Below are 20108 nucleotides of genomic sequence, written 5' to 3' on the forward strand. Positions count from 1 at the left end.
CTCTCTCTGCTGACCATCTTGAGACCAGTTACGAGCTCCGTTCACAAAAGAAGTACTCATCGCTACAGATGAGCGTATCGCATAACTGATCGTTTGCCATGAGAACGTCACGGTTGGTATCCTCGACAAGCACTCCCATCGGCAGGTTTTCCAGGATGGTTCGGAGAATCGAGTTTTGCCGATCTATCTCTCGCTTTCGCTCCTTGCGATCGGTGATATCCATGTACCACACGTAGGTGCCCTCGATAGTATCGTCGGTTACGCCGTAAGGGATGACGTGTAACAGGAATTCGCGTGGCCCATCGGCCGTTATGCGTTCGACCTCGGTGGTGATCGATTCGCCAGCCATTGCCCGCTCGCGGAACTCCTCGTGGGCTGCTCTCCCGTCGTCGGGAACGAGTACTTCGGCGACATCGGTACCGATGACCTCCTCTCTAGTGTACCCGAATGTCTCCTCAAACGCGTCGTTGACGTTGACGATCCGATGTGCGGATCCGGTTTCTTCGCCTGCCATCACCGGGTTCGGCGCGTTTTCGAAGAGGGCCCGCTGTCGGGTCTGCTGTGTGTGGAGATCCTCCTCTAGCGCCAGTGCGTGGATGGCGTACCCGATATCTCTGCCGAGGTCGGCGAGCAGTTCCTGTTCGCGGTCGTCGAACGCCTGTGGTCGGTTCGCATAGACAACTAACTCCCCGTAGAGCCGATCCTGATGGTCCAGCGGGACGGCAGCCACGGCCTGATAGCCACGCGCCACAGCCTCCGCTTGCCACGGTTTGAACTGCTGATCCTCGCTGACGTTCTGGGAGACAGCCACACGCCGTTCACGGATGGCCGTGCCACCGGGACCGCGGCCCGTCGGTGTCGCATCCGCCGTGACAGTGATATCGTCGAGATAGCCGTCCTCGACGCCAGCCGATGCCCGGGGCCTGATCTCTTGGGTGTCCTCGTCAACCTCGCCGATCCACGCGAGCAGATACGGGTCGGAGTCGCTGATGATCTCACAGACGCGGGTTTCGGCTTGCGACCGTGAATCGGCCCGCATGAGGGCCTGATTGATCTCACTCGTGAGCGCCCGAATCCGATCGAGATCGGTGGCGCGCTGTTTGGCGCGATACTGCTCGACAGCGTTCTCGATCCGGTTTGCCAGTACCGTATACTGGTCGCTGCCGATCTGCTTCTGCAGGTAGTCGGTCGCCCCAGCCGAGATCGCATCACTGGCAATCTCCTCACTTCCCTTCCCGGTAAACAGAATGAACGGGAGATCAGGATTCCGCTCGCGAATCGTTCTGAGAAATCCGATACCGGTCTCGCCGCTCATCTCGTAATCGCTCACGACACAGTCGAAGTCGTCCGCAGCAAGTCGATCCAGTCCCTCACTAACACCTACGGCTGTCTCAACGGTGAACTCCTCTCTTTCACCCTCGAGTATGTCCGCCGCTACCTCCAGGAACTCCGGCTCATCGTCAACGTGGAGGATATCTATTCCCGCACTTTCAGTCACAGTATCAATGATTATGAAGCTCCTCTGATAAAATTACGCGGGATCGTCTCATCAACAACTGATTCAGTCAATACCACGGATCGGCGACTGCGTTATTTCCCAGTACTGTCGGTGCGGCATCGGTACGCAGACGATGGCCGCTGTGATTGCTCGTGTCGTGTTCGTGTCATAATCCGAAGTAGGCAGTCCCAGACCGGGCAGTGAACTGTCGCAACTGGGCGGCGACAGAGGACTTAAGAAAGCGGAACTGCATAACAAACTAATGTCAAGAAACACTACACGGCGGTCGTTTCTCGTCGGTGCTGGCACCGCAGCAACAGTCGGTGTTGCTGGCTGTATGGGTGGCAGCCAGCAGCGAACCCTCACACTGCTCGATTGGGGGTACGTGTACAACAACGACGTGATAGCGGGGTTCGAGGATCGACACGGTGTCACCGTTGAGCGGCAGGCGGCCCAGGGGTCGGCGGAAACGCTTTCGCAGTTGCGTGCCGGGCGGGCGGATTACGACCTCACGCCGCTGGGGAACTACGCCGTTACCCCGGCGATGGAAGAAGGCCTGATCAAGCCGATCAATCTTGATGAGATCCCGGCCTACGAGAACGTCTTTGACTTTCTGAAGAAGGATTACTTCGAGCAGGACGGCGAGGTATATGGGGTGCCACGAAGCTTTGGGCAGACGCCGCTCGCTGTCAACACCCAGTTGGTCGACACGGAGATAACGGCACTCAGCGACCTCTGGAACGAAGAACTCGATGGGCTGGTCGGTGGCCGTGACGATGCTCGGCTACAGGCCCTGTATCGCAACGCGGTGTTTGACGAGCCGCTGAACCCGACGAGCACCGACGAAGTCGATTTCGACGCCCTACAAGCCGACCTCGTCGACCGGCTCGAACTCACCGGCGGGACGTGGAACAACGGCGGGGAGTCCGAACAGCTACTGCGTAACGAGACGGTCGGTGTACAACCGGTTTGGAACTACGTCATCCAGACGATGCAATCGGATGGACTGCCCATCAAGCGGGTGTATCCGGAAGAGGGAACCAAGGCGTGGTTCATCCAGTTCTGCATCCGTGATGGGGCCGAGAACGCAGAGTTGGCACACACGTTCATCCAGGAGTGGCACAGCCGGATGGGCTATGAGTCGCTGATGAAGCCGAACAACATCGCGGTACCGAACGAGCGCGTCTTCGACGAAGAGGACGTGACGAAAGCCGCGTTCGGGCTGGATACCCCGGAGCAGTTCATCTACGAGGAGCCCAAACCCACGGCACTCATCGAGGAGTACTCGAAGACGTGGTCGGCGGCGAAACAGGAGGCGTAGGCAGCGTGACCGCACTCGCGGCCGATGGGCTCACGAAGACGTTCGGCGACGAACGGGCTGTCGACGACGTCGAGTTCACCGTCGACGACGGCGAGTTCTTTGCACTGATCGGTCCGTCGGGGTGTGGCAAAACAACGACGCTCCGACTGCTGGCCGGACTGTCGACGCCCGATGCCGGCGTCGTGCGGGTCGGCGGCGAGGATATCACCAACCAGCCGGCCCGCGACCGGCCGACGAACATGGTGTTTCAGGATCTGGTGCTGTTTCCGCATATGACGGTCGCCGAAAACGTCGCCTACGGGCTGAAACAGGCGGGCATGCCGGCAGCGGACAGAACCAGCCGCGTCGAAGACACGCTGGCTCTTGTCGAGATGAGCCAGTTTGCCGACCGCGATCCCACACAGCTCTCCGGCGGTCAGCAACAGCGGGTGGCCCTCGCGCGGGCGCTGGCGACCGAGCCGGACGTGTTGCTGCTCGACGAACCACTCTCGTCGCTGGATCGAGCGTTACGCGCCGAGATGGAAGCCGAGTTCCGTCGCATCCAACGCGACGCCGCGACGAGTTTTCTCTACGTGACACACGATCAGACCAGTGCGATGAGCATGGCCGACCGGATCGCCGTGATGCGAGACGGCCAGATCCGCGATATCGGGGCCCCGGATCGGCTGTACGAACGACCGCAGACACGGTTCGTGGCCGACTTCCTGGGTGATGCCACCGTTCTCAGCGGGACGGTTACCGAGGTCGATAGCGCCGTCACGGTCGACACACCTGCCGGGACGGTGCGGGTCGATCCGAACGGACAGACAGCCTCTATCGGCGAGACAGTGTCGGTGATGATCCGGCCCGAGTCGGTGACCGTCGGTACTGGGTCGATACGGGGAACCGTGATCGATCATGCATACAAGGGGTTTTTCGAGGAAGCAACGGTCGAACTGTCGAGTGGCGGACAACTGACGGTTCGGCGTGGTGAGGACTCGACAGCAGCGGTCAGAGCTGACGGGTCGGCAGCCGTTGGCAGCGATTCCGGCGCGTTTGCCGTCGGCGACAGCGTCAGGCTGCAGATAACCGATGCAGTGCTCGTGGAGGCGTGAGATGGGCACAGCCGACGAGCAGAGCACACTCCGCGAAGGCGTTATCGCTGGCGTGCCGGTGAGCGTGGCGGTTGCCGTCGGCGTGCTGCCGCTGATCGTCCTGTTCGTCGAGAGTATCGGCCCGGGACTGGGCACAGCCGCCTATCAGGAGGCGGTCTCGCCGCTGTATCGTGGCACGCTGCTGTACTCACTCGGTGTCGGCGTCGTCGTCACCGGCGTCTGTCTGGCGATCGCCTATCCGGTCACCTACTGGGTTGCCCACCGCTGTCCGCGACGATACAGACTCGCCCTGCTGGTCACGCTGACGCTGCCGCTGTGGCTCAACTACGTCGTGTTGAACTACAGCTGGGTCTGGATTCTGGCCCGGGGTGGGCTGCTCAACACCGTGGCGACATCGCTCGGACTCATCGCCGAGCCACTCGACCTGCTGTACAACGATATCTCGATGTTCATCGGCTTCGTTTACATCTATCTCCCCTACGTCGTACTGACGCTGTACGTGTCGATGGAGCGGCTCGACTACCGGCTCATCGAGGCCGCACGCGATCTGGGTGCAACGAACCGGCGTGTCTTTCTCGACGTGATCCTGCCGAGTACGCTGCCGGGAGCTATCGCGGCAGCCCTGATCGTCTATGCGCGTATCGCGGGGGCGTTTGCGACGCCGGCGATCCTCGGTGGCCCCGGGAACGTGATGATCGCCTCGTTGATCACCGAGGCATTTCGCCAGTACGTCGATTACGGGTTCGCCGCGGCCCTCTCGTTCGTCTTCCTCGCGGTGGTGGTCGTCGCACTGCTTGCCGGAGCCACGATCCCACAGGTGCGGGAGGAGTTGCGACAATGGTAGGGCGCGTCCGACTGGCCCTCACCCGCGGAGCCGGCCGGTTCCCGGGGACGGTCGTCGCACTGACGCTGCTGTTTCTCTACCTGCCGATCCTCGCGGTCGGCTATCTCTCACTCTCGCCGAACGCACAGCCGACCGTCCCGATCGACGGGGTCTCGCTTCGCTGGTACGGTGCGGTGCTTACCGACAGTCGATTCGTCAGGGCCGCACTCACCAGTTTCGGCATTGCTGTCGTCGCTGCGGTCGGCGGAACGGCGCTGGGCCTTGCCGGCGCATACACGATCATCCGGAGTCAGCTTCCATCGCGCGTCCGTGGCGCGGTCGCACTCGTGATCGGGCTGCCGTTGTTCGTTCCGACCATCGTCGTCGCCTTCGGCATCGGCGTCACGACCGGCGTCGCCGACATCGGGTTCGGATACCTGCCGGTAATCTTCGGCCACCTGTTCTGGGTGCTGCCGTTCACCACGTTCCTGCTGACCGCGCGGTATACGGAGCTTGATGATCAGCTTCCGGAGGCAGCACGGGATTTGGGTGCCGATCGGCGGACGATCTTTCTCACCATCACCGTGCCGCTGCTGCGGCCAGCACTGATAGCGAGCGCGCTGTTTGCGTTTGCGCTCTCGTTCAACGAGTTTCTCATCACGTTCTTTCTGGCCGGTTCGGGGATCACGACCATCCCGCTGGAGATCTTCGGGAAGGTTCGAATCGGGGCGACGAGCTTTCTGAACGCGGCGAGCGTCCTCGTCTTGATCGTCAGCGCGGTAATCGCCGGGAGTGCCTCGGTGTTACAGCGACCAACGTAGTCACCGCCGGTTCGTTTCGGCTTCTGAGGCAACCGTCTCCAGTGATATTATTTACGTACGCAAGGGTGCTGACGGGCACACGACAGCCGCCCCGCTCGCTCGTGTTGCGTGCTACTTTGTATCACGGTTCGGAGCACATTCATCGACGCGGCCCCACAATATCGTATGCGTCTATTCTGGCATCAGCGTGACCTTCGAACGCGAGACAACGTCGGGCTTGCGGCGGCCGCACGGGATGACACCATCCTCCCGGTCTACGTCTACGACACCGATGTACTCGAACACGTCGGCCGCCGACAGCGAGCCCTGCTGATGGGCGGCGTGCGTGAACTGAAAGCGCGGTACCGCGAGCTGGGCAGCGACCTGCTCGTCCGGGCTGGCGATTCCGCCGAGGTGCTGGCGTCGCTGTGCGACGAGCACGACGCCGACGCGGTCTTCTATACTGAGCACTACCGGCCATCACGACGGCGCGCCCAGCAGCGCGTCGACGACGAACTCACCGCCGATGGAATCAGCACCGACAGCCGAACGGATCTCGTCTTGGTCGATCCGGGGCAACTCGACTCGTCGTACCCGAACCACAGCCAGTTCCACAACGACTGGGAGGCGGCACCGAAAGCGACGCCGTCCGACGAGCCCGACGAGAGCGACCTGCTCGATATACAGGATGGCAAAACCGTCCCCGTACCGGATGTCGATATCGAGTTGCCAGCCGCGGGCTACGAGGCTGCACGCGAGCGGTTCGACGACTTTCTCGATACGGGGATTCTCAGCTACAACGACACCCGTGACGACCTGTCGAGGGCCGTCGACGAGCCAACCGCGGCTGTCTCGCGGCTCTCGCCGTATCTGGCCGCCGGCATGATCGGGATCCGCGAGGTCTGGGCCGGCGCGTCGACGGTCTACGACGCCGTCAGCGGGCAGGAACGCCGCAATGTCGACAAGTACCGGTACGAACTCTCGTGGCGCGAGCAGAACTATCACCTTCTCTACTACAACCCGAATCTGGGGCGGGAGAACTACGTCGACTTTCCGAACGAGATTGCATGGCGAAACGACGAGGACGATCTCGAAGCGTGGAAAGCCGGCGAAACCGGCTACCCACTCGTCGACGCCGGCATGCGACAGCTCGACCACGAGGGGTATATCCACAATCGCCCGCGGCAGGTCGTCGCCTCGTTTCTCACCAAACATCTGCTGATCGACTGGCGCGAGGGTGCCCGGCACTTTCGGCGACAGTTGATCGATCACGATTATGCCTCGAACAGCGGTGGCTGGCAGTGGACGGCCTCGACGGGCACGGATTCGGTCGACGTGCGCATCTTCGATCCGGTGAGTCAGGCCAGCAAGTACGACGACGGCGCGACGTACATTACGGAATACGTGCCCGAACTGCGGGATATCCCCGCCGACAAGATCATCGACTGACCGACGCTGTCGGCGGCGGAACGCAACCGGCTGGCCCCCGAGTACGCCGAGCCGATTGTCGATCGCAACCACGGCTACGAGCGGGCACAGGAGACTTTCGAGACAGCCTTGGGCAAGCGATAGGCGGCCAGTGTCGCTGCTGGTGAATCTGCAACACCCAGCAGGCCGCCGCAGGTTCAAGCCACTGCGGGCGCAATCACAGCCATGCAGTTGGTACCAGAGCTTGACGGGCGAACAGCCCTTGTGACAGGGAGCGCACAGCGTGTCGGCCGCGAGTTGCTGTTGACGCTGGCTGCTGCTGGGGCAGATGTCGCCGTCCACTACAACACAAGCGCCGACGCGGCCGAGACGACGGCAGCCGACGCCCGTGAGTACGGCGTCGATGCCACGACCGTCAGTGGGGATATCACCGACCCACAGGCGGTCGACGAGCTGTTCGACACCATCGAGTCACATCTCGGCAGCGTCGATATCCTCGTCAACAACGTCGGCAACTTCGACGCCCGCCACTGGGAGGACATCGAGTGGAACGCGTGGCGTGATTCCGTCGAGAGCACCTTCTACGGAACCGTGCTGTGTTCCCGCCGGGCACTCGACGGGATGCGTGCGTCGGGATGGGGCCGGATCGTCAACATCGGATTCGCCGACTGTGACCGACGCCACGCCCACCCGGTGAACTTCCCGTATTTCGTCGGGAAAACCGGCGTGCTCATGTTCACTCGGATGCTGGCCAACGATACGCAGGACGACGGCGTCACCGTCAACGCAATCTCACCGTTTGCCGTCGAAAACACCGTGTCGGATGTGTCGTCGTACCCGCAGGGGCGGCCAGCCTCGTTCGATGATCTGGCCGCGCCGCTGCTGTTCTTCCTCGGCGATGGCAGCGGCTACATTAGTGGGCAGAATATCGCGGTCGACGGCGGCCGGCTCCCGGAAGTCTAGCGGATGGCAGGGCGTATCGATGGTGTCGACTGATCAGCGATTGTAACGGTCGTCGTCGACGAGACGGTGTACGTCACAGGCTAACAGCCGCTATGCGATTGCGGCGGCTACGGGCGACAAGCGGTGAGCCTCCGAGATCGGTGCGACGCTCGTGGGGTCGCCAACAGTCGCCGACGGCACCGTCTACGTCGGCACAGCCGTCAACGCGCTGACCGCGCTCAGCGAGAGGTAAGCGAGTATTTGACTCTGGCAGAATTTTTCAGCATACCACGGCGAGCGAAGCGAGCCGTGGTTTCACCGGCCGCGACCGCAGGGAGCGGCCGGCAGTTTTAGTCCAGGTTTTGCAAGGAGCGGTGCCCGCAGCGAACGGGAGCCCGAGCGAAGCGAGGGCTCCAGCTGCTCGAACGGCGAAGCCGTGAGAGTGATGTGAGCGAGGACACCCGACGCAGCAAAACGTGGAATGCCGCCTCCCCGATTTGAACGGGGGACAGCTCGATCTTCAGTCGAGTGCTCTCCCAGTCTGAGCTAAGGCGGCGCGCACTCCAAGCGATGGGAATTGCAGTAAAAAGGATTTCGAAAGACGGCACCGCGTTTTTGTGCTGCTTCGCGCGCGTGCGCGCGAACCCCTCAAGTAGCTACAGCCCCTACAATAGTTGTGAGTCAGCCGTCCACTACGACGACCGATGCCGTACCAGCATACACCGAGGTCGACGTGTCCGTTCTCGTGATCGGGGCCGGCGCGGCCGGTGCCCGAGCGGCCATCGAACTGGCCGAACAGGGGATCGACGACACCCTCGTCCTTGGCAAGCGCGGCCACGGCGACGCCCACACGACGTGGGCCCGCGGTGGCATCAACGGCGCGCTCGGCACCCACGACCCCGAGGACTCGTGGGCGATCCACGCCGCCGACACCCTCGACGAGGGCCACTTTGTCAACGACCCCACAAAGGTCGAAACCGTCACCAAGCAGATGCCCGACCGGCTGCGGGAACTCGACGACTGGGGGATGGCATACTCCCGAACCGAAAACGGCGAGATCGACCAACGCTACTTCGGTGCCCAGTCGTTCCGCCGAACCGCCTTCGCCGGCGATCACACCGGCGAGTCACTCCTGAACACGCTGATCGACCGCGCCCAAGAGCTGGAGATCCCCTACCGCGAGGACGTGATGATCACGAAGCTCGTCAGCGACGGCGAGCAGGTCTACGGGGCGGTCGGCTTCGACATGGACAGCGGCGAGTTCATGCTGTTCAACGCCGGCAGCGTCGTGCTGGCCGCCGGCGGCTACGCGGCGATCTACAACCGCCACACCTCCCGGGACGACGAGAACAACGGCGACGGCCCGGCGTTGGCCTACGACGCCGGCGCGGAACTGATGGATATGGAGTTCGTGCAGTTCCACCCCACCGGGATGGCTGTCGACGAGTCCGACCCCGAGTGGGCACCATGGAGCGGCCGGCTCGTCACCGAGGCGGTTCGCGGCGAGGGCGGGCGGCTGTTCAACAGCGAGGGCGAGCGGTTCATGGAGCGCTACTCGCCGGATCAGATGGAGCTCGACGCCCGCGATGTCGTCGCCCGCGCAATCGCCAAAGAGGTCGCCGAGGGTCGCGGCACCGACACCGGCGGCGTCTATCTCGATATCTCTCACCGCGATGCCGACTTCATCGCGGAGCGACTGCCGCGGATGTACGAGCGGTTCCAGAAACTCGGCGTCGATATGGCCGAGGAACCGGTCGAAGTCGCGCCTACCTCCCACTACGGGATGGGTGGCGTCGCTGTCGACGCCCACGGCGAAACCGCCGTCGACGGCCTGTTTGCCATCGGCGAGACGATGGCCGGCGTCCACGGTGCCAACCGCCTCGGCGGCAACTCGCTGGCCGAAACCGTCGCCTACGGCGTTGTCGCCGGCCAGCGGATCGCCGAGCGGATCGACGGGCCGGGGACTGTCCCCGACGACCTCCGCGAGACGGTCGTCGAACCGCAGTTTGCCGACCTCGCTGCGATGGCGAACACCGACGGCGAGTACGCTGTCACCGCCGTCTTCGAGGCGTTGCAGGAACTCATGTGGGAACACGCCGGGCTCCTCCGCGAGGAGGGCCAACTGGACGCCGGACTCGACGAACTCGACGCCGTCCGACAGCAGGCCAGCGACATGACGACCGGATCGCTGACCAGCGAGTCCTTCGAGTTTGCTGTCGATATCGGCTTCATGCTGACTGCCGCCGAGGCCGTCCTTCGCGGCGCAAAGCAGCGCGCGGAATCACGCGGGGCGCACTACCGGACGGATTCCCCCGACACCGATGACACGTGGCAGCGCAACATCTACTACCGGCAGGCCGATCTCGGCGGTATGACGACGCACACGGAGCCGGTCGAGACCCCGAGTGCGGCCGTCCAAGCGGCACTGGACGAAGGCTACGAACTCGATTACCACCAATTAGAGTAGCAACCCTGCTGCACACGCGTTCGTGCGGTATGAGAATGGGCTCGGGCGGAGTTGAACCACCGATCTCAGCCTTGTAAAGGCCGCGTCATAACCACTAGACCACGAGCCCGCATTCGATGTCACCGCCCGCCTGTCAATAACGGTTTCCTTCCGCGTCGGAAGCCATATCCCCCGTTCAGCCCAATCGTGACCAATGGCACGGCCCCGGACGTGGATCCTGGCACTCCTCGCGGTCACCGTCATCGTCGGCGGCGGAGCCCTCGCGGTCACCAGCGGCGTCTTCGCCGGCGACTACGAGTGGACGACCGTCACCGTCGTCGACGACGACACCGACGCGGAACTCGCCACCGTCGACGCCCGAATCGCCGACACCTTCGACAAACGCTACACCGGCCTGAGCAACACCTCCTCGCTCGGCCCCAACGAGGGAATGTTGTTCATCCACAACAGCGAGGGCCGCCGCGGGTATGTCATGCGCGATATGGCCTTCCCGATCGATATCGTCTTCATCGACGCCGACGGCGAGATCACGACGATCCACCACGCCGAGCCCGACGACAACCAGACCTTCCGCGGCACCGCGAAATACGTGCTCGAAGTCCCGTACAACTACACAACCGACAACGACATCGCGGTCGGCGACCGGATCGAAATCCCCGCTGAATATCGATGATATGAGTGTGTATTTGACGCGGAAATGAGAGAGTAGTAGGTGTAGAAAGCCCTCGGCACGGTCGACCGCCGAAAGACTCGCTTGCGCTCGTCTTTCGAGGTTCTGCTCGCTTCGCTCGCAGAACTCCCGCGGCTCGCTGCGCTCCTCGTCGTTCGCGCTGCTCACTCCTGCGGTGCTTACATCGCCGGGGTTCGTCGACCGTGCCTCGCCCTTTCAATCCGCCAGGATAGCGGTTGGTCGGCAGCCAACCCACCTACCTGCCTGTTTGTCGAACCTCTGGCCGAAGCCAACCCTCTTTGCGACAGCCACCCTACCAAACACAGTGAGTAGCGTCGAGCCAGCGGCTGAGGACGACCCATTCGAGGAGCAACGCCAACGGGTTGACGACCCCATGCGCCGGCTGGTCGGCGAGTACGGCCGACCCTACTGGCTGTCGGTCACCCTCGGCGTGCTCGCCAGTCTCGCCGCGCGCCTGTTGGATCTGCTACCGGTGATCCTGCTCGGCGTCGCCATCGACAGCCTGTTTCAGGGTATCGAACCCTTTTCGCTCCCATTGGTGCCACAAGCGTGGCTGCCGACCGAGCCGGTCGATCAGTTCACCCTCGTCATCGTCCTGATCACGGTCTCGTTCGTCGTCGGCGCGGGCTTTCACTGGCTTCGCAACTGGGGCTTCAACTCCTTCGCCCAGGACATCCAACACGACGTGCGAACCGATACCTACGACACGATGCAGCGGCTCGATATGGGCTTTTTCGCCGACAAACAGACCGGCGAGCTGATGTCGATCCTCTCGAACGACGTGAACCAGCTGGAGCGATTTCTCAACGACGGCCTCAACTCCGCCTTCCGGCTGGCTGTCATGGTCGTCGCCATCGCCGCGTATCTCGTCTATCTCAACCCCCAGCTCGCGGTCGTCGCGCTCTCGCCGGTCCCGCTGATCGCGGTCTTCACCTACATCTTCGTCAAGACAATCCAGCCGAAGTACGCCGCCGTCCGCTCCAGCGTCGGCGATGTGAACTCCCGACTCGAAAACAACCTCGGCGGCATCCAGGTCATCAAATCCTCCAACACCGAGGAGTTCGAATCCGGCCGCGTCGACGACGTGTCGCGGGACTACTACGAGACAAACTGGGGAGCGATCACGATCCGGATTCGCTTCTTCCCCGGGCTCCAGCTGATCTCGGGCGCAGGGTTCATCCTCACCTTCCTCGTCGGCGGGCTGTGGGTTTTCTCGGGGTCGGGGCCGGGCCCGTTCACCGGCACCCTCTCGACCGGCGAGTTCGTCGTCTTCATCCTCTTTACCCAGCAGCTCGTCTGGCCGATGGCCCAATTTGGACAAATTATCAACATGTACCAGCGGGCGGAGGCCTCCGCCGAGCGGATCTTCGGGTTGATGGACGAAACCGAGTCGCTGGAAGACGACAGCGGCACCGACGACCTCGCTGTCGACGAGGGCCGCGTCGAGTACGACGACGTGAGCTTCAGCTACGACGAGGAGAACCCGGTACTGGCGGATCTCGATTTCACCGTCGAGGGCGGCGACACGCTCGCACTCGTCGGCCCGACGGGAGCCGGCAAATCGACCGTGCTCAAGCTCCTCCTGCGGCTCTACGATCCTGACACCGGAACCATCCGGGTTGACGGCCAGGACATCGCCGCCGTCGACCGCCGCTCACTCCGCCAGGCCATCGGCTACGTCGGTCAGGAGCCCTACCTCTTCTACGGGACGATTCGGGACAACATCGCCTACGGCAGCTTCGACGCCAGCGACGCCGACATCCGCGCGGCCGCCGAGGCCGCGGAGGCCCACGACTTCATCCAGAACCTCCCCGACGGCTACGAGACGATGGTCGGCGAGCGCGGCGTCAAGCTTTCGGGCGGCCAACGCCAGCGGATCGCCATCGCGCGGGCGATCCTCGAAGACCCCGCGATCCTCGTCCTCGACGAGGCGACCAGCGATGTCGACACTGAGACGGAGATGCTGATCCAGCGCAGTCTCGACGAACTGACGACCGACCGGACGACGTTCGCCATCGCCCACCGGCTGTCGACGATCAAGGATGCCGACCGGATCGTCGTCCTCGAAGACGGCCGGATCGTCGAGCGCGGCACCCACGATGAGCTGCTCGACGCCGAAGGGCTCTATGCTCACCTCTGGGGGGTGCAGGCCGGCGAGATCGACTCGCTGCCACAGGCGTTTATCGATCGTGCGAGCCGCCGACAGGCCCGCACCGAGACCGCCGAAGACGACTGATCGATCACCGCTCGGGTAGCCGGTCACGTGACGCCTCTTTGGTGATCGCTACCCGCAGTCGGTGGTGGTTTCATCGTCCACGCATAGATCGAGCTGATGGCGGATACACAGGCTATCGGTACCGGTATCGGAGCCGTCGGTATCCTCGTTGTTTTCGGATCAGCCGGCTACGCATGGCTCACCGGTATCACGGTTGGCCCCTATGGGTCGCTCCCGGCAGCTACAGCCCTGCTCGGGCTCTCTACCGTTGGATATCTTCTCGCTGTGCTGGCCAACTATAATGGAATCGACGGTGTTCGACCAACACTGGCACGAACCGGGTCGATCAGCTGTCTCGGTGCGGGTATCGTGTTGTTGAATCCGCTCACCGGTACGCCACTCCCGGTTGCCGAACTCGGCGTTATCGGCGCGGTTCTGCTGGCGGCCGGCGGTCTCGTGTTGCTCGGCTCATCGGTGCTGACAGCGGGATAGCCGCGTGTCACACGGCTTTTACCCACAGCCCCGGAACAAACGCCTAATGAGTGATCTCGACGCCGGCGACACCGTGGCCCTCACCTGCCCGGCCTGTTCGCCCCACGACGACACCGTCCATGAGGTACTGAAACCTGGTGGCACCGCGACCGTCCGCTGTAACGACTGCGAGCACGTCCACAAGGAGACGATCGAATCGACGACGACAGTCGAGAAACGCGTGATCGTTTCTCAGGGCGGCGAATCGATCAGCACCCACATCGATGTCGACCCTGAGGAGCAGGTCGCCGTCGGCGACGAGTTCATCGTCGACACCCCCGAGGCGATCTTCCAGGCGCGGGTGACCAGTCTCGAACCCGCCGACGGCGACGCCCGCCCGGAAAGTGCGGTCGCAGACGATCTCGAAGCGATCTGGACACGAGCGATCGACAATGTCAGCGTCAACGTGACACTCCATCCAAACGACGGCTCACGCGACGACAGCCGAAGCCTCACGATCAACGTCCCCGGCGACTACGAACTGTCCGTCGGCGCGACCGAATCCTTCGGCGACGACGAGTTCACGATCACCGGGCTGTTGGTTCGGGATGACGCCGAGGGCTACCGATTTGATCAGTTCGATGAGGACGGCGATATGGTCTACGCGAAGGACTGCAAGCGTGTCTACGGCGTCGACGAGCAGACGACCGCGTGGTCGGCGTGGTAAGATAGCGTCCACGACTACTTTGTCGACACTGCTGTTTCTACTGGAAACTGCACTACGATTGCTGACGGCAAGAAAGCCCTCGACGCTATCGACCACCGAAAGACTCGCTTGCGCTCGTCTTTCGAGGTTCTGCTCGCTTCGCTCGCAGAACTCCCGCGGCTCGCTGCGCTCCTCGTTCGCTCCGCTCACTGCGGTGCTTGCCTCGCCGGGGTTCGTCGATAGCGTCTCGCCCTTTCATTCCACCAGGGCACCGATTGGTTGAGATCATGACGCAATCGGGCGTAACGGCTACATATGCTGTGCGCCAATTTCTCCCATGGAAATGGCGACAGCCCGCGACCGGCTGGTCGACAGCCTCGTCGCCAACGACATCATCACGAAATCGAGTACCGCCGAGGCGATGCGGGCGGTGCCGCGCCACGAGTTCGTCGGCGCTGACCAACAGGAGCAGGCCTACCAGGATCGCCCGCTGCCGATCGGCAACGACCAGACGATCAGCGCGCCGCATATGGTCGGCCAAATGGTCGACCTGCTTGATGTCGAACCCGGGGATCGCGTCCTTGAGATCGGCACCGGCTGTGGCTACCACGCAGCGGTCACCAGCGAGATCGTCGGCGACGGCAACGTCTTCAGCGTCGAGTACGACCGCGAACTCGGCGAGGCGGCCCGCCAGCGACTCGCCGACCTCGGCTACGACGTGGCTGTCCGCATCGGAGACGGCCGGGAGGGGTGGCCCGAAGAAGCTCCGTTCGACGCCAGCTACCTCACCTGTGCGGCCGCCGAGCCGCCGTCAGCGGTGCTCGAACAGACAGCGACCGACGGCGTCGTTGTCGGCCCGTTCGGTTCAGGGCAACAGGAGCTCAAACGGCTTGTCCCACAGCCTGATGGGAGCTACGACGCCGAAACCATCGCACCGGTGCGGTTCGTCACGATGCGGTGACGCGGTGGGGTTAAGCCGATCCCGCCCCCAGTTCCGACAATGGATCACGAAACGCTCCGGGCCGATATGGTCGATGGGTTGGAACACGCCCTTGAGCGACCGCTCGGAGCCGCGGTGCTGGATGCCCTCGGAACCGTCCCGCGCCACGAGTTCGTCGACGACGCCTACGAGCCCGGCAGTGACGAGGTTGCCGGCTCCCGCGTGCTCGGTCTCCGGACGGTCGCCCGCATGATCGCCGCGCTTGAAGCCGGCGAAGGCGACGACACGCTCGTCGTCGGCGCGGGTGTCGGCTACACGGCGGCGGTGCTGGCCGAGATTGTCGGCGGTCGCCATGTCCACGCGATCGATATCGACCGCCGGCTCGTCCATATCGCCCGCGACAATCTCGGCGCGGCGGGCTACGACGCAGTGTTGGTTGACTGCCGCGATGGGGCTCGTGGCTACCCTGAATACGCGCCATTCGACCGCGTCTTGATCGAGAGTGCGGTACACGACGTGCCGCGGGCGATCCGTGAGCAGCTCGCCGACGGGGGCCGGATTGTCTTTCCACGCGGGACGACCGACCAGACACTTGTCGCTGTTGAGTCCGCAGGCGACAGCGGCCTCGACGTTGTTGGTGAGTTCGGCCCTGTTGGGTTCCGGCCAATGCTGGTCGACGGCGAGCAGCCCAGCGGCCACGAGCGCAACCGCACCCGCCGGGAGGACGCCGAGTTCGACTCGCAGGGTTACTTCGCCAAAACAGGCTGGGAGTACGAGTGGCTCGATTGGGATGATCGGCTCGACTCGCGGTAGCCGACTCCGGCACTCCCAAGCGATACACTCAGGGCCATTGCGGCCAAACACTCTCTGTGGCCCGATCAGAGTCTTCCGCGGACGACCCCGATGAGGACACCTTCGCAGCCCTGACGCTCAAAGAGCGGATCGCCGTCGCCACCGCCCAAGATCCCTCGAAGGCGATCGTTGTCATCCTCCTGGGGCTGTTTGCGCTCACGTTCCTCGTCGCGCTGTCGTTGGTATTCCCGGTTGTTGCCGGACTCTTCCTTCTTGGGACGCTGCTACTTGTCGCCGTCGCCGTCGGGGGTTACGTTGTGCTCACCCGCCTTGGCGGCTAAGTCCGCCGCTCCCTCCACGGCTACAGCGACCCGGTCGGCTGTCCGCCGTTGCGCCGAGGCTGGCTGTTCCCCAGTTCACAGTGCCGGTCGGCTGCCCCGACGTAGAAGGAGGTCAGTTGGTCGGGAACAGTCGCCTCATCGACGACGTTGACGACGAGATCGTCGTCGCTCAGCACGTCGCCGTCGTTTTCGTAGGTGTTCTCTCTTACTGCTTGCTCGCCCATGAGATCCAACTCGCCAGCGATGTTGCCGATGACAAACAGCGGGCGGTCACGCTTGGTGTCGACGCGGGCGTTGGCTTCATCGAGGCCGCGGGTCGTCACATCGATGACATTCTCGCCAGCGTCCCAGGAGCCAAAGAGATCAAGAACGAACAGCCGATTGCCCGCCAGCGCGTCCGTCAGCGTCACCTCGGCGGTGGCCGACAGCGCGCTCGCCAGCGTCCGACGATCCATCGTCGCTGTCGGCGACAGCGAGACCGCCCAACCGGCGTCGATGGCGGCGGCACAACAGGTCGCCACCGCCTCGTCGACGGCTTGGCTGCTGCTGCCGCCCTCGCCCGTGTCGGCGGTCACCACCGATCGAGAGCCGGCCGGCAGCCCGCCGTTGCGATCGAAGTCATCGAGTCCTGTCGGCACGGTTTCGGCCTCCTGGAGCCGCGCCTCCCGGCTCTTGCGGGCTGCCGACAGCACGTCGTCGATCTCGGCGAGCAGATCGGTGGTGTCGGCGCGCTCGTCGTGGATCTCGCCGACAGAGTTCTCGATCCCGCGGGCGGCATCGGCGGTTTCCTCGGTGACCGAGGCGACGCGTGTGGCAGCCTCCGCGCCCTGCTGGACGGCGGTCGAGACCTCGTCGATGCCGGCGGCCGCCGACTGGATCTCCTCGGTGACGACGTCGAGTTCGTCGTCGGCGGTTTCGACCTCATCGGCCCCAGTTTCGACGGCGTCGACCGCGTCATCGAGGGCATCGGTCACCTCGCCGGTGACCTCCTGGATCTCGGTGACCGCGCTCTCGATCTCCTCGGTTCGGGTCTGGGACTCCTCGGCGAGGCTTTTGACCTCCTCGGCGACGACCGCAAAGCCATCGCCGTCCTCGCCGGCGCGAGCGGCCTCGATGGAGGCGTTGAGCGCGAGCAGATTCGTACGCTCGGCGATCTGATCGATCACGTCGACGACCTCGTTGATCTGGCTGACCTTTCGCTCCAGTGTTTCGACCTGTGACTGCACCTGCTTGGTGGCTGTCGAGGCGGTCTCCATCGCGTCGGTCGCCTCGGCGGCGGCCTCTTGGCCGGCCGTTGTTGCTGTTGCTGCTCGGTCGGTTGTCTCGCTGACCTCGTTGGCCGACGAGGAGACCTCCTCGATGGTCGCGCTGAGATCCGAGACCTCACTGGCGACGCCATCCATCTCATCAACCTGCCGCGTCGCCGTCGACTGGATCGCTTCGAGTCGATCGTCGACCGCCTCGGCGGTCGCATGCACGACCCCGACCGCGCCCTGGGCGTTGGCGATCATCCCGTCCTCAACAGCTGCCTGCGATTCGGTATCGATCTGCTCGTTGTCTACTGACATTCGTTATCATGGGCCATTACGTCGACGCACGTAAGTTTTTATTCATGAATGTTAATGCGATTTCAACACAGGATTGTTTTTCGTATAGCCAACACAAAGTATGAATGAGAAAGAGTAAACAGAAAAATACAGCATTCAAGCTAATCTCAAATCCGGTCTGTCCGCGCTGGAGCCAGTTCTTGAACCGGAACGGCTACCCGAACTGCGGTCGCGTTCCCGATATGACCGGCTGGCAGCGACTCGCCTCGGAAACTGAATACGACTGTGGCTGGTTCACCGCCGGCTACGACCGCGTGGTTGAGCCCTCGGGTCGGGAGGCGGACTACTACTGGGTTGACAAACCGAAAGATGGCCTCGGGATCGTCGCCGTCACCGACGACGACCGCGTGGCGATGGTCGAACAGTACCGACCGAAGTTGAATGAATCGTTTGTCGAATGCCCCGGCGGCTACGTCGAATCCGGGGAATCCTACTGCGAGGCGGCCGCACGCGAACTCAAAGAGGAAACTGGGTTGTCGGCCGACAACACCGAACTGCTGTCGACGTACTACCCGAGTGCGACGATGCGGTTCCAGCGTGGGCTGGTCGTCGCCACCGGGCTGGAGGCTGGCGATGCTGACCCCGATGAGGGCGAGTACATCGAGTGGCGATTCATGGCTGTTGCGGACGCCATCGAGTCAGCGAAAACGTCGCCGACGACGGGCTGGACATTGACAGCGTTGTTGGCGGCGCGTGAAGAGGGGTATATCTGACGGGCAGCGTAGATTTATACGATTGTACTGCTAACGTATAGTTATGAGCAGCGACCGACAATCAGTACCCGTGTCACTCCCGACGGAGTTGGTCGATCGGCTCGACAGACTCGTCGACGACGGTGTGTTTAGTTCGCGGTCGGACGCGCTTCGCTACGGTGCTCGCGTCGTTGTGCGCGAGGAACGTCGCCAGCGACTCCACGAACAGACTGACAGCGAGGCCCGCGAGGACGTAGCCGAACGGCTGGAGCGGAAGCGTGTACCTTGACCTGGATGTCATCCTTGCCGAATTGAAAGCTGACGACTGGCTGTCGAGTGCCGTCGATATTGACGCTATCGATGAGCCGAAAACGTCGGTTGCGACGGGGGATCGAACTGCAGTACGTGATGGAAGACGAATGGGGACGTGATCGAGTGGTACGGGCGCACGAGGAGATTCTTGACTGCGATATCGAGCTTGTTCCGCTCGCTCCTGACGCATTAGACGCTGCTGCGACGTTGCGAGCACAGTATGATGCGCTGAATGTCTTCGATGGTGTTCACCTCGGTAGTGCGCAGGTTCTTGACGAGCCGATTGTCTCGACCGATACCCTGTTTCCTGAAATCCCGGAAGTTGAGCATATAGATCCGCGGAATCTTGACTAACTGTGCTGTTTCGGTGGAATTTGAACCTCAGTCGCCGCCGTCGGCCCGCGCTTCCGTCGACGAATCGTCCCACGGGCTCACGTCAACGCCTTGGCTTTCGAGGTAGTCGCGGATCTCGTCCTGTTGCTCCGCCAGTCCGTCTCGCAGTTCCTCGATCTCCTCGTCGGTCATCGGCTCTCGTCTATCTGGTGCCATTCTTCGAATCTCCGTATATAGCCTTCGAGGTTCTCTCTCAAGTGTTCTTCGGCGCGATTGAGGGCGACGTTTGATCGGAGCGGCGGTGTCAGTTCGTGACTCTCGATCTTTGCACTGTCCCGGTAGATGTCGATGTGAAGCCCATCCTCGGTCACGTCGTGGGCAGCTTCGCTGCTACCTTCGCCGTCGTGATCGTACCGGACTACTTCGTCCCACTCATCTTCGACGATGTTGCGTCCATACTCCAACTGGACGACGAACCGGGTGACGATTCCGCGCTCGATGTCAAGACCGAGTCGGCGGCGGGATCGACGACCTACTCGCTCTGTGAACTCCCTGTCGTAGTCCCGCGGTTTCTTTTCGCCCATCGCGCTCGGTGCTGTCTCTCTGCGGCATCGGATAAAAATCTGGACGTGGAG

21 protein-coding genes, 2 tRNA genes and 1 pseudogene are annotated in these 20108 nt (G+C 62.9%); 18 read left to right on the top strand and 6 right to left on the bottom strand.

Annotation, left to right across the window (positions count from 1 at the left end; all coding sequences use genetic code 11):
- Nucleotides 1-28: 28 nt before the first annotated feature.
- On the bottom strand, nucleotides 29-1498 hold the full coding sequence (locus tag HKK80_RS05335) for a response regulator (protein WP_411798589.1): 1470 nt from the start codon (nucleotides 1496-1498) through the stop codon (nucleotides 29-31).
- Between the two features lie 262 nt (nucleotides 1499-1760).
- Between HKK80_RS05335 and HKK80_RS05340 the strand changes: the two genes are divergently transcribed.
- The 7 genes and pseudogenes from HKK80_RS05340 to HKK80_RS05370 all read left to right on the top strand — a co-directional run bounded on the left by HKK80_RS05340 (nucleotide 1761) and on the right by HKK80_RS05370 (nucleotide 8159).
- Nucleotides 1761-2819 (top strand): ABC transporter substrate-binding protein, encoded by a 1059-nt coding sequence (locus HKK80_RS05340; RefSeq protein WP_411798590.1) that lies wholly within the window; start codon nucleotides 1761-1763, stop codon nucleotides 2817-2819.
- A gap of 5 nt (nucleotides 2820-2824) precedes the next feature.
- Complete coding sequence (locus tag HKK80_RS05345) at nucleotides 2825-3913, top strand: ABC transporter ATP-binding protein (RefSeq protein ID WP_411798591.1); 1089 nt, start codon at nucleotides 2825-2827, stop codon at nucleotides 3911-3913.
- Between the two features lies 1 nt (nucleotide 3914).
- Nucleotides 3915-4757, top strand: coding sequence for an ABC transporter permease (locus HKK80_RS05350; RefSeq protein WP_411798592.1), 843 nt, complete (start codon nucleotides 3915-3917; stop codon nucleotides 4755-4757).
- The gene (locus tag HKK80_RS05355) at nucleotides 4751-5557 is read left to right on the top strand and encodes an ABC transporter permease (RefSeq protein ID WP_411798593.1); all 807 of its coding nucleotides are present in this window, start codon (nucleotides 4751-4753) and stop codon (nucleotides 5555-5557) included. Before HKK80_RS05350 ends, HKK80_RS05355 begins: the two co-directional genes overlap by 7 nt.
- A gap of 165 nt (nucleotides 5558-5722) precedes the next feature.
- Nucleotides 5723-7108: pseudogene (locus HKK80_RS05360) on the top strand (cryptochrome/photolyase family protein).
- An 81-nt stretch (nucleotides 7109-7189) separates the two neighbouring features.
- Nucleotides 7190-7927, top strand: a complete 738-nt coding sequence (locus tag HKK80_RS05365; RefSeq protein ID WP_411798594.1) for an SDR family NAD(P)-dependent oxidoreductase — start codon at nucleotides 7190-7192, stop codon at nucleotides 7925-7927.
- A gap of 136 nt (nucleotides 7928-8063) precedes the next feature.
- Nucleotides 8064-8159 (top strand): PQQ-binding-like beta-propeller repeat protein, encoded by a 96-nt coding sequence (locus tag HKK80_RS05370; RefSeq protein ID WP_411798737.1) that lies wholly within the window; start codon nucleotides 8064-8066, stop codon nucleotides 8157-8159.
- A 229-nt stretch (nucleotides 8160-8388) separates the two neighbouring features.
- Here HKK80_RS05370 and HKK80_RS05375 read toward each other — a convergent pair.
- Nucleotides 8389-8462: transfer RNA gene (locus HKK80_RS05375), tRNA-Phe, on the bottom strand.
- Between the two features lie 120 nt (nucleotides 8463-8582).
- Between HKK80_RS05375 and HKK80_RS05380 the strand changes: the two genes are divergently transcribed.
- Nucleotides 8583-10373, top strand: coding sequence for an L-aspartate oxidase (locus HKK80_RS05380; RefSeq protein WP_411798595.1), 1791 nt, complete (start codon nucleotides 8583-8585; stop codon nucleotides 10371-10373).
- 36 nt (nucleotides 10374-10409) lie between these two features.
- Here the strand turns inward: HKK80_RS05380 and HKK80_RS05385 are convergent.
- A tRNA-Val gene (locus HKK80_RS05385) sits at nucleotides 10410-10482 on the bottom strand.
- Nucleotides 10483-10566: 84 nt separating this feature from the next.
- On the opposite strand from HKK80_RS05385, the gene HKK80_RS05390 reads away from it, so the two are divergent.
- The 7 genes from HKK80_RS05390 to HKK80_RS05420 all read left to right on the top strand — a co-directional run bounded on the left by HKK80_RS05390 (nucleotide 10567) and on the right by HKK80_RS05420 (nucleotide 16529).
- A complete protein-coding gene (locus tag HKK80_RS05390; RefSeq protein WP_411798596.1) occupies nucleotides 10567-11046 on the top strand; it encodes a DUF192 domain-containing protein in 480 nt (159 codons plus the stop codon).
- Between the two features lie 322 nt (nucleotides 11047-11368).
- Nucleotides 11369-13300: an ABC transporter ATP-binding protein gene (locus tag HKK80_RS05395; protein WP_411798597.1), complete on the top strand. Its 1932-nt coding sequence runs from the start codon at nucleotides 11369-11371 to the stop codon at nucleotides 13298-13300.
- A gap of 96 nt (nucleotides 13301-13396) precedes the next feature.
- The gene (locus HKK80_RS05400; RefSeq protein ID WP_411798598.1) at nucleotides 13397-13771 is read left to right on the top strand and encodes a hypothetical protein; all 375 of its coding nucleotides are present in this window, start codon (nucleotides 13397-13399) and stop codon (nucleotides 13769-13771) included.
- Nucleotides 13772-13817: 46 nt separating this feature from the next.
- Entirely contained in the window at nucleotides 13818-14477 is a 660-nt protein-coding gene (locus HKK80_RS05405; protein ID WP_411798599.1) for an HVO_0476 family zinc finger protein, read from the top strand.
- Nucleotides 14478-14793: 316 nt separating this feature from the next.
- Nucleotides 14794-15417, top strand: coding sequence for a protein-L-isoaspartate(D-aspartate) O-methyltransferase (locus tag HKK80_RS05410; protein WP_411798600.1), 624 nt, complete (start codon nucleotides 14794-14796; stop codon nucleotides 15415-15417).
- 39 nt (nucleotides 15418-15456) lie between these two features.
- Nucleotides 15457-16209, top strand: a complete 753-nt coding sequence (locus HKK80_RS05415; RefSeq protein WP_411798601.1) for a protein-L-isoaspartate O-methyltransferase family protein — start codon at nucleotides 15457-15459, stop codon at nucleotides 16207-16209.
- Nucleotides 16210-16265: 56 nt separating this feature from the next.
- Nucleotides 16266-16529: a hypothetical protein gene (locus tag HKK80_RS05420; RefSeq protein WP_411798602.1), complete on the top strand. Its 264-nt coding sequence runs from the start codon at nucleotides 16266-16268 to the stop codon at nucleotides 16527-16529.
- Between the two features lie 20 nt (nucleotides 16530-16549).
- Here HKK80_RS05420 and HKK80_RS05425 read toward each other — a convergent pair whose 3' ends face one another.
- On the bottom strand, nucleotides 16550-18097 hold the full coding sequence (locus HKK80_RS05425) for a methyl-accepting chemotaxis protein (protein WP_411798603.1): 1548 nt from the start codon (nucleotides 18095-18097) through the stop codon (nucleotides 16550-16552).
- A 104-nt stretch (nucleotides 18098-18201) separates the two neighbouring features.
- Here HKK80_RS05425 and HKK80_RS05430 point away from each other — a divergent pair, with 104 nt between their 5' ends.
- The 3 genes from HKK80_RS05430 (at nucleotide 18202) to HKK80_RS05440 (ending at nucleotide 19494) form a co-directional block, all read left to right on the top strand.
- Complete coding sequence (locus HKK80_RS05430) at nucleotides 18202-18849, top strand: NUDIX hydrolase (RefSeq protein ID WP_411798604.1); 648 nt, start codon at nucleotides 18202-18204, stop codon at nucleotides 18847-18849.
- Between the two features lie 43 nt (nucleotides 18850-18892).
- On the top strand, nucleotides 18893-19117 hold the full coding sequence (locus HKK80_RS05435) for a ribbon-helix-helix domain-containing protein (RefSeq protein WP_411798605.1): 225 nt from the start codon (nucleotides 18893-18895) through the stop codon (nucleotides 19115-19117).
- A gap of 71 nt (nucleotides 19118-19188) precedes the next feature.
- Nucleotides 19189-19494, top strand: a complete 306-nt coding sequence (locus tag HKK80_RS05440) for a PIN domain-containing protein (protein ID WP_411798606.1) — start codon at nucleotides 19189-19191, stop codon at nucleotides 19492-19494.
- 27 nt (nucleotides 19495-19521) lie between these two features.
- On the opposite strand, the gene HKK80_RS05445 is transcribed toward HKK80_RS05440, so the two are convergent.
- Together HKK80_RS05445 and HKK80_RS05450 are read right to left on the bottom strand one after the other, a co-directional pair.
- Nucleotides 19522-19665, bottom strand: a complete 144-nt coding sequence (locus HKK80_RS05445) for a hypothetical protein (RefSeq protein ID WP_411798607.1) — start codon at nucleotides 19663-19665, stop codon at nucleotides 19522-19524.
- Nucleotides 19662-20057 (bottom strand): hypothetical protein, encoded by a 396-nt coding sequence (locus HKK80_RS05450; protein WP_411798608.1) that lies wholly within the window; start codon nucleotides 20055-20057, stop codon nucleotides 19662-19664. Before HKK80_RS05450 ends, HKK80_RS05445 begins: the two co-directional genes overlap by 4 nt.
- Nucleotides 20058-20108: the final 51 nt, after the last annotated feature.

Source organism: Halonotius sp. F2-221B (assembly GCF_046719765.1).
Lineage (GTDB): Archaea > Halobacteriota > Halobacteria > Halobacteriales > Haloferacaceae > Halonotius.